Origin of the sequence: Limosilactobacillus sp. (assembly GCF_022651205.1) — a bacterium.
In the GTDB taxonomy this organism is placed as follows: Bacteria; Bacillota; Bacilli; order Lactobacillales; family Lactobacillaceae; genus Limosilactobacillus.
Genome location: NZ_JALCQI010000002.1, coordinates 113,026 through 122,901, shown reverse-complemented (window position 1 = coordinate 122,901; position 9,876 = coordinate 113,026). Strand labels below are relative to the sequence as shown.

10 protein-coding genes are annotated in these 9,876 nt (G+C 40.4%); all 10 read left to right on the top strand.

The genetic code is table 11. The features are described from left to right. Positions 1-394: 394 nt before the first annotated feature. The 10 genes from LKJ51_RS01420 (at position 395) to LKJ51_RS01375 (ending at position 9,715) form a co-directional block, all read left to right on the top strand. Positions 395-568, top strand: a complete 174-nt coding sequence (locus LKJ51_RS01420) for a hypothetical protein (protein WP_291979676.1) — start codon at positions 395-397, stop codon at positions 566-568. Continuing rightward, complete coding sequence (locus tag LKJ51_RS01415) at positions 568-990, top strand: zeta toxin family protein (protein ID WP_291979677.1); 423 nt, start codon at positions 568-570, stop codon at positions 988-990. Before LKJ51_RS01420 ends, LKJ51_RS01415 begins: the two co-directional genes overlap by 1 nt. Positions 991-1,290: 300 nt before the next feature. Continuing rightward, entirely contained in the window at positions 1,291-3,240 is a 1,950-nt protein-coding gene (locus tag LKJ51_RS01410; RefSeq protein WP_291979678.1) for a glycoside hydrolase family 2 TIM barrel-domain containing protein, read from the top strand. Next, the gene (locus tag LKJ51_RS01405) at positions 3,224-4,189 is read left to right on the top strand and encodes a beta-galactosidase small subunit (protein WP_291979679.1); all 966 of its coding nucleotides are present in this window, start codon (positions 3,224-3,226) and stop codon (positions 4,187-4,189) included. The genes LKJ51_RS01410 and LKJ51_RS01405 overlap by 17 nt, the downstream gene beginning before the upstream one ends. A gap of 147 nt (positions 4,190-4,336) precedes the next feature. Further along, a complete protein-coding gene (locus LKJ51_RS01400) occupies positions 4,337-5,035 on the top strand; it encodes a 2,3-bisphosphoglycerate-dependent phosphoglycerate mutase (protein ID WP_291979681.1) in 699 nt (232 codons plus the stop codon). Then, on the top strand, positions 5,022-5,891 hold the full coding sequence (locus LKJ51_RS01395; protein WP_291979682.1) for an alpha/beta hydrolase: 870 nt from the start codon (positions 5,022-5,024) through the stop codon (positions 5,889-5,891). The genes LKJ51_RS01400 and LKJ51_RS01395 overlap by 14 nt, the downstream gene beginning before the upstream one ends. Before the next feature lie 132 nt (positions 5,892-6,023). Continuing rightward, positions 6,024-7,142, top strand: a complete 1,119-nt coding sequence (locus tag LKJ51_RS01390; protein WP_291979683.1) for an ATP-binding protein — start codon at positions 6,024-6,026, stop codon at positions 7,140-7,142. 307 nt (positions 7,143-7,449) lie between these two features. After that, positions 7,450-8,145, top strand: a complete 696-nt coding sequence (locus LKJ51_RS01385; protein WP_291979684.1) for an amino acid ABC transporter permease — start codon at positions 7,450-7,452, stop codon at positions 8,143-8,145. A gap of 13 nt (positions 8,146-8,158) precedes the next feature. Next, on the top strand, positions 8,159-8,908 hold the full coding sequence (locus LKJ51_RS01380; RefSeq protein WP_291979685.1) for an amino acid ABC transporter ATP-binding protein: 750 nt from the start codon (positions 8,159-8,161) through the stop codon (positions 8,906-8,908). A gap of 15 nt (positions 8,909-8,923) precedes the next feature. Further along, the gene (locus LKJ51_RS01375; RefSeq protein ID WP_291979686.1) at positions 8,924-9,715 is read left to right on the top strand and encodes a transporter substrate-binding domain-containing protein; all 792 of its coding nucleotides are present in this window, start codon (positions 8,924-8,926) and stop codon (positions 9,713-9,715) included. Positions 9,716-9,876 lie beyond the last annotated feature (161 nt).

The following is a 9,876-nucleotide window of genomic DNA, read 5'->3' as shown; positions in this document are numbered from 1 at the left end:
CAAATTCAGGTAAGTTAAAAGGAACCATCCTCATAGATGATTCCTTTAGACCAATTTTACAATGTAAAGCGAAAATTTTCTGATCAACACTACTTGACGTAGAGCCTTTTTTTGTTGAATAGGATAGGGCTGCATAGTAAAGCAACCTGTTTCTGCTGTATAATTATTTTGCAAAGGTTGCTCAACCTAAGTTAGCTTTAACAAGATTACGAAATGCAATCTTTTCTTTGTCACCATTAGCCGAGCAAAGTCGGATTATTTCCAAGGTAGAACAATTATTTGATTTAATAAATCAAAATTAAATTCACAAATGTATTAAAAGTGATGCGCATATAAAAGGATCCTTTAATATAACGAGAATATATATTTAGATTGAGTAAAGGGGATGATTATTATGGATAAGGCAACGGAATTTTATGACTGGTTTCATAGTTTGACACCTGCAGAAATTAAGCGAATGGCTGATAACGAAACGGATGAAAGCAAAAGATTGTTTCTCTATGATCTGTTAAATTCTAGACTGCGAGAAGTTCAAAAACCAATCATTGAAGGGAAGTTTGTCCTTTGATGCCTGAGTATATAATTTTAGCTGGGGTAAATGGCGCAGGTAAAAGCACTCTATATAGGTCTTTGCTAAATAATGATAAGAATTATGTGTTGATTAATGCCGACAAGATTTTACGATCAATGCATGGGGATTGGCATTCTGATCTGGATAATTTAAAAGCAATGCGGGTTGCTGTTACTAAGCTAAAGCAAGAGTTGTTATCGGGACATAACGTTATCCAGGAGACGACACTTGCTTCAAGTCGGAAGGGAATCTTGAAATTTATTAACTTTGCCAAAAACCGAGGGTATACAGTGCGCTTAGAATATGTAGGCTTGGTTAGCGCCAAACTAGCTGTTAATCGAGTTAAATTACGAGTCTCCAAGGGTGGACATGGTGTAAAACCTGATCTGGTTACTCGGAGATATACCAGGAGCTTGTAACGATTAGTCGAGCTTTACGATGAATTTGATGTGATAGAGCTTTGGGATAACAGTTTGGGTGACACAGAATTAATATACTCGGCGGATCATGGTAAAGTACTAATTAATAAAGTTAAGGACTATAGTTGGGTCCCTGATGACATCGAAGAAAAGTATAGTTAAATTTTGGAAAGGTAGTTCGTGACTTTAATGGTCACGGACTGCTTTATTTTTAGTAAAATGTATTAAAGTTTACTATCTTCATTTAAATGAAAGCGCTATACTTGATTTGTAATGAATTTTTTAGGAGGAATTTCGCCGATGGAAGCAAATATCAAATGGTTGGATGATCCGGAGACTTTTCGGGTTAACCAGCTACCAGCGCATAGTGACCACCATTTCTACCGTGATTATGCAGAGTGGCAGAAACACAAGAGTAGCTTTGAACAAAGTCTTGATGGTCAATGGCAATTTAAATTTGCCTCAACGCCTCAGGAGAGAATTAAGGATTTCTATCAAGTTGACTTTGACGCTAGTGGCTTTGATCAGATCGAGGTTCCTAGTGAAATCGAATTAAGCGATTATGCACAGAACAATTACATTAATACGTTAATTCCGTGGGAAGGGAAAATTTATCGTCGCCCTGCCTATGCACTAAGTCAGGATGATCCTGAAGAGGGCTCTTTTAGTGAAGGCGAAGATAACACCGTTGGCCTTTATTTGAAGCATTTTGATCTAAATGATGAATTAAGGGGAAAGCAAATCCGTGTCCGCTTTGAAGGTGTTGAGCGGGCAATGTACTTGTGGCTAAATGGTCACTTTATTGGTTATGCTGAAGATAGTTTTACACCGTCTGAGTTTGATTTAACCCCATACATTCAGGATGAGGACAATGTGATTGCGGTAGAGGTATTTAAACACAGTACTGCTTCGTGGATCGAGGATCAGGATATGTTCCGCTTCTCTGGAATCTTTAGGAGTGTTGAATTGCTGGCACAACCGGTAACCCACCTAGAAGACTTCACATTGAAGCCACGGGTTGCTGATAATTACCGTGATGGTGAACTATCAATGGACCTTAACCTTGTTGGTGAACATGCCGGAAACGTTCATGTATTAGTTAAGAATCATGCAGGAAGTACTTTACTGGATGAAACGAAGCCAATTGACAGCAATGTGACAATTGCACCACACGAATTTAAGGATGTTCATCTTTGGGATAACCACGATCCTTATCTTTACCAATTGTTGATTGAGATTCATGATGAAGATGGCAATCTGATTGAGTTAGTTCCTTACCAATTTGGTTTCCGGAGAATTGAGATTAGCAAGGACCACGTTGTTCTTTTAAATGGAAAACGGTTGATTATTAACGGTGTCAACCGCCATGAATGGGACGATCACCGTGGCCGTTCAGTTACAATGCCGGATATGCTTAGTGATATTCACACCTTTAAGGAAAATAACATTAATGCGGTTCGGACTTGTCACTATCCAGACCAAATTCCTTGGTACTACCTGTGTGACCAAAATGGTATTTACATGATGGCGGAAAATAACTTGGAATCGCACGCTACCTGGCAAAAGATGGGGGCCATTGAACCTTCAGATAACGTTCCGGGATCTGTTCCCCAATGGAAAGAAGTAGTCGTTGACCGGGCACGGAGCAACTATGAATTCTTTAAGAACCACACGGCAATCTTGTTCTGGTCTCTTGGGAATGAATCGTTTGCTGGTGACAACCTAGTGGCTATGCAACAGTTCTATAAGGAGCATGATGATAGTCGGTTAGTTCACTATGAAGGAGTTTGTCATACTCACGATTATAGTGATCAAATTCCAAGTATGGATCCAGATAATTACCTACCAAAGGGTGGTACTAAGGATTATCGGGATCAAATCTCGGATGTTGAAAGTTGGATGTACTTACCACCAAAGCAGGTTGAAGAATATCTAAAGAACAATCCAGATAAACCATTTATGGAATGTGAGTACATGCACGATATGGGTAATTCCGCTGGTGGAATGGGATCATACATCAAACTTCTTGATAAGTATCCTCAATACTTTGGCGGCTTTATTTGGGACTTCATCGACCAAGCAATCCAAGTAAAGGACCCAATCAGTGGACAAATGGTTATGCGGTATGGTGGCGACTTTGACGATCGTCATTCAGATTACGAATTCTCTGGTGATGGTCTAATGTTTGCTGACCGGACACCAAAACCAGCTATGCAGGAGGTACGTTATTACTATGGCTTACACAAATAAATTACACGTGATCTACGGTGACGGAACGCTGGGAATTGGTGGCGATGGCTTTCACTATATCTTCAGTTACGAAAAAGGCGGCTTAGAATCGCTGAAACTAAACGGCAAGGAATGGCTTTACCGTGTTCCAACACCAACATTTTGGCGGGCAACCACCGATAATGATCGGGGAAGTGGCTTCAACATCAAGTCGGCACAATGGTTAGCTGCAGATACCTTTACGAAGTGTCTTAATGATCAGACTGACTTGACGGTTGATGATCATCACTTTGAAAAACTACCAATCGCTCCAGAGACAAACCAATTTTCTAACCACGAAACAGCTGATAATGTCAAAATTAGGTTTACCTATGAAACCTTGACTGTTCCAGCAACTAAGGTTACAGTTACATACTTAGTGTCTGCTAACGGTCAAATTAAATTGACAGCCCATTACTTTGGTCATCCAGATTTGCCAGAGCTTCCAGTATTTGGCTTACGGTTTATCATGCCAACTACGGCAACCAGTTTTGACTATGAGGGTCTTTCTGGTGAAACCTATCCTGACCGAATGGCCGGTGCTCAACCTGGGAAATACCATGTTGATGGCCTTCCGGTAGCTAAGTACCTTGTTCCTCAGGAAAACGGGATGCACATGAAAACGAAGCAGCTAAAAATTACCCGGGAAATAACGGAAAATAATGCTGATCACTCAACTGCACCATTTTCACTAAAGGTCGGACAAGTAGATAAGCCCTTTAACTTTAGTTGTTTGCCATATACTGCTGAAGAACTTGAATCGGCAACCCATATTGAAGAACTTCCCTTAGCGCGGCGAACTGTCCTTGTGATTGCTGGTGCCGTTCGTGGTGTTGGTGGAATTGATAGCTGGGGTGCTGATGTTGAAAAGCAGTACCATATCCCAGCAGACCAAGACATTGAATTTTCAGTAATGTTGAATGAAAAGTAATTTCAAAGATAATCGTCATTTCAACTTAGATAAAAGTCGATGTGGCGATTTTTATGTCACGATTAAAAGCTACTTCCTGCAAGGAGTGACCCTGTTCAATCATACACAATTGCTGTATCATAGAAGGGTGCAAAGGAGTGGCTGAGAATGGTAAAGTTAGTAATAGTTCGTCATGGTCAAAGCCAAGCTAACCGTGATAATATTTTTACCGGATGGACAGATGTTCCGTTAACGGAAAAAGGAATTGAACAAGGAGAACTAGTTGGTGAAGAATTAGCAAAGATGGGATTAGAGTTTGCTGATGCCCATACTTCTTATATGTCTCGAGCCATTAAAACGATGAATATTATCCTGGATCGGGTTGACCAATTATTCATCCCCGTTCATAAGACCTGGCGACTAAACGAACGTCATTATGGAGCCCTTAGTGGCTTAAATAAAGCCAAAGTTAAGGAAGAAGTTGGCGCGGAACAACTCCACCGCTGGCGACGTGGCTACAGCGAAGTTCCGCCTAAACTAACTCATCGTCAGCACGAGCGACGGTATGATCGGCTTGGAGTGAAGATGCCGTATAGTGAGAGTCTCGCAATGACCCAGAAACGCTTGTTACCTTACTGGCAGGATCAGATCGCTCCACGGCTACTTGACGGGAAGAACCAGCTAATTGTTGCTCACGGTAGTTCTTTACGTGCATTAATTAAATATCTTGATCAAATTCCGGATGATCAAATTGATCAGGTTGAGGTTCCTAATGGTAAACCGATCCTTTACGAGTTTGATTCAGCTCTAAATATTATTAAGAAGACCTTTATTACAATGGATGGTGAAGAGAATGGTAATTCATAAGATCCCCAATAACCCAACCCTAAGTGGGCAAGTTCGCTTAATTGAGAATATCACGTATGCTGCGGTTGATGGGCAACCACTGAAGCTCGAAATCTTAGCTCCCTGGACGCAGCGTTATCCTCGTGAATATACTACTGAACCACGACCACTAATCGTTTTTGTTCAGGGAAGTTCGTGGCGCCTACCAACGCTTGGTGAAAAGATCCCGCAACTAGTTCAGTTTGTGAATGACGGCTATATTGTAGCGACAGTTCAACACCGGAACTCACTAGACGGCCATCCCTTCCCAGCATTTCTTCAGGACGTGAAGACAGCAATTCGCTTTTTACGGGCTAACGCTAAGAAATATGCAATTGATCCTAAACGAGTTGCAATTTGGGGGACATCTTCTGGAGCCAACGCAGCAATGTTGGTTGGTCTTACCGGTGATGATTCACGGTATAAGACGGCTGATTACACTGAACAATCTGATGCTGTTTCAGCCGTTGTTTCCTGTTTTGCGCCGATGGACGTTGAAGAGACCTTTAAAAATTCAGAAAATGTTCTCGGTAATGACCTGTTGAAATTCTGTCTATTTGGTCCAGATAAGAAAAAGTGGCCAGCAGTTATGCGTGAAATGAGTCCGCTCTACCAAGTAGAAGATGGGAAGCAATATCCACCGTTCCAACTTTTCCACGGTGATGCCGATAAGGTTGTTCCTTATCACCAAATGGAAGAAATGGCGCAAAAGCTAGAATCAGTTGGGGCTAGCGTTGAAGCTTATTGTGTTACTGGCGCTAACCATGAGCGTGACTTCTGGAGTCAAACAATCTACGACGATGTTAAATCTTTCTTGGATAGAATATTGAATTCTTAAGATAATATGTAGCCTTCGACTGAGTTAAGTTGGAGGCTATTTTGTTTGCTCAGAAATGTAAAAAAATGTAAAATAAAAGTGGAATGTAAAAGAATGTAAAATAAAAGTGAAATGTAAAAGAAGGTGAATCGATTGGAAAAATTACCAAGGAATCCATTTGATCCTAGTTTTGGAACTCCGCCGAAGATTATGTTACCGAATTATCAAAGTGACTTTGAAAGCCCACAAGCAGTTGCGGAAGCTATAAAGTATGGCGATCCCAATCGAGTGATTTTCATTACTGGTCTCCGTGGCTCGGGGAAGACAGCACTGTTAACCAAAGTTGAACAACAGGTTGAGCAACTTAATAACACTTATATTTTGGAAATTGATAATAACCAACACATGGTTCAAGCGTTTGGGCGCGAGTTGAAAAACATTTTTAAGATTCATTCATTACTTGATCACATCTCGACAATTTCAATCATGGGTTTTAGTTTAAGTTTTAATAAGACAAATGAGGACTATACTACTCAAGATATTGAAAATTTCATGGAAATGTTAACCAAGCTTGACAAGCAGGTAGTTATTTTTATTGATGAATTTAATCACAAAGAGAATACTCGTGAGTTTATTCAATTGCTTCAAAATCTTAAACGGCATAGATTAAATTTTTACTTAGTAGCTGATGGCTTACCGCAGATGATTTATGAGATTGAGCACGAGCAGACGTTGACCTTTCTCAAGCGAGCGCGGCATATTCAAACCACAATGTTAGATATTAATCAAATCGAAAATGAATATCAAAAGCACCTTAATTTTTCACCAATGCTTAGTCATCAAATGGCTCAATTAACAGGTGGCTATTCATTTGCTTTTCAACTCCTTGGATATAAATTATGGAATGCTACTAATATTAGTCATCAAAAACCAAATCAGAAAACCTTTGAAGTAATTAAGCAGCTTTATATTGAAGATCTGTTCACTCAAAGTTATGATATTATTTTTGATAATCTTTCGACTAATGATAGGAAGTACTTACGAGGGATAGCTAATGGTATGTCAACTACCGAAATTGCTTCGCTGATGAATTACGATAAGTCAGCTAAGCAACAACAAAACTATGTTAACCAATACCGACGACGAATGATTCAACAAGATCTAATCACACCAGCTGGTAATGGTAGAGTACGGTTTAAGCTACCATTATTTAAGAAATATCTTAACGATACACAGAATCCTGATTCAGTTCGTTATGATCCGTTACTTTAAAACTTTTTGTTGACAACTTACTATAAATAAGTTATATTCTATTCATACTTTATTAGGAGGAACACGTCATGAAAAACATTCAATTTGTTAACGCTGTTGTTTGTTGTTGTGGATCGCGTCTTATGCGACCCACGTTTTGGCGTACCCAAATTTAATTTGGCCTGCTAATATTGTCGGGGTAAGTACATAAGGCGCAATTTCAAGTTTAACTTGAAGTTTCGCCTTTTTGGATCATTTATTTGAAATAATCGTTGAATGAGAACAGGTATTAAATAAGTTAAATTAGTTAAGAAAGGATAAGTAAACCATGTGGGAAATAATTCAGGAATCGTTACCTCAACTTTTAGCAGCGGGATTTAAATATACGATCCCCCTAGCATTAATTTCGTTCTTCTTCGGCCTAATTATTGCATTGGTAACCGCATTGATTCGTCTTTCGCGTCAACATGGATTATTTATGCTCCTTAAATGGCTTGCCCAGTTCTATGTTTGGCTATTCCGGTCGACCCCTTTACTAGTTCAACTATTTATCGTCTTTTTTGGTCTACCATACTTACGAATTAAAGGAGTATTGCCTCACGGGATCAAGCTTGAGCCGTTTACTGCAGGAATAATCACCTTTTCCTTGAACACCGGTGCATATGCATCGGAAACCATTCGGGCCGCAATTAGTGCAGTCCCTAGTGGTCAATGGGAGGCTGGTGCGGCAATCGGAATGACCCGCTTGCAAGTATTGTGGCGGATTATTATTCCTCAGGCGCTTCGGATTGCACTACCACCGCTATCAAACAGCTTTATTAGTTTGGTCAAGGACACCTCATTGGCTGCTTCAATTACGATTATGGAGATGTTTGAAGTTAGCCAGCAAATTGCGGCAGCTAACTATCAGCCGTTATTGATGTACACGTTAGTAGCGCTAATTTATGCAGTGTTTACAACGGTTCTTTCAGGGATTCAGCACTACCTGGAGAAACGGTTAGGCAGTCAGATAAGGGTTAGTTAAGGGGAGAAATGTGATGAAATTAACTCAGATTAATAAAGTTTACGGTAAGAAACACGTCCTGAAAGATGTCACGTTGGAAATTCCTGCAGGGAAAATTACGGTGATGGTTGGTCCGTCCGGTTCTGGAAAGTCAACAATTTTGCGGTCACTAAATCTTTTGGTGACGCCGGAGAGTGGCCAGTATGACTTCAATGGTCACCAGATTGATTTTAGTCAAAAGATTAGCAGCAAGGAAAAATTGGCAATCCGGCGGGAAACAGGGATGGTATTTCAGGATTATAATCTCTTTCCTCATAAAACAGTTCTCAATAACGTTATTGAAGGGCCTACTCAGGTCCTAAAGATGGGACGGAAACAGGCAAGTGAGTTAGCCAGAGAATTGTTGACCAAGGTGGGGATGGCTGATTATAGTGATGTTTATCCGAATGAACTATCAGGAGGGCAAGCACAACGGGTCGCAATTGCAAGAGCTCTAGCAATGAAGCCACAGTACCTCCTCCTCGACGAACCAACTTCCGCTCTTGATCCAGAGCTAGAATTAAGTGTTTTGAAGGTTCTTTTGAGATTGGCCCGTGAGAAGCAATCGATGGTTCTTGTAACCCATAACATGGCTTTTGCTAAACAAATCGCTGACAAAATCGTCTTTATAGAAGAAGGACAGGTTCTTTATGATGGCGGTCCAGAAGAATTCTTTTCCCAGAATAATCCAAATGACCGGATTAAGAACTTTATTGCATCAATGACGATGGAGAATTTAAGTTAGAAGGAGAAATCAAAAATGAAAATTTGGAAAAAAGTATTGGTGACCTTAGTGGCACTCACGGTGGGAACAACTGCCGGAATTACTAGTATTCATGCAGCATCATCGAAAGTTAATTCAGAATTAAAGCAAAAAGGAGAGCTGACAATTGGTCTTGAAGGGACTTACTCTCCTTATTCATACCGGAAGAACAATAAGTTAACGGGATTCGAGGTTGATCTCGGCAAAGCGGTCGCAAAGGAAATGGGGTTAAAGGCAAAGTTTGTTCCTAGTAAATGGGACTCATTAGTGGCCGGCCTAGGTTCTGGAAAATATGATGTTGTAATGAATAATATTACGCAAACCCCAGAGCGTGCAAAGAAGTATAACTTCTCGACACCATATATTAAGTCCCGGTATGTCCTAATTGTGCCTAAGGATAGTAAGATTAAGAACCTGAAGCAAATTAAGGGGAAGAAAATCGTTGCTGGTACCGGTACTAATAACGCCGATGTTGTTAAGAAGTACCATGGTACCCTTGTTCCAAATGGTGATTTTAGTAGTTCCTTAGCAATGGTAAAGCAGGGACGGGCAGAAGGAACAGTCAATTCACGAGAAGCATGGTATGCCTATGGTAAAAAGAACAGTACCAAGGGTCTCAAGATGATCGACGTTTCTAGTGAAGTTAAACCGGCTAAAATTTCAGCCCTCTTTAACAAGAAAGATTCAGCAATTCAATCTTCCTACAACCAAGCATTGAAGAAACTCCAAAAAGACGGCACCGTCAAAAAACTCTCCCAAAAGTACTTTGGGGATGATGTTACAAGATAGAGTGTGAGCAGGTTAAGAAGGCCCGTAAGACAACAATTTCTCCCGACTGGATGCTGGAAAGCATCTGGGAGGGAGTTTGTTGTCTATAGGGGCTTCCCTGCGAACACGTTTCGACTCAGTTGTCTAGCCGAGTTCCTGGCGAGCAGATCTCGACAATATAT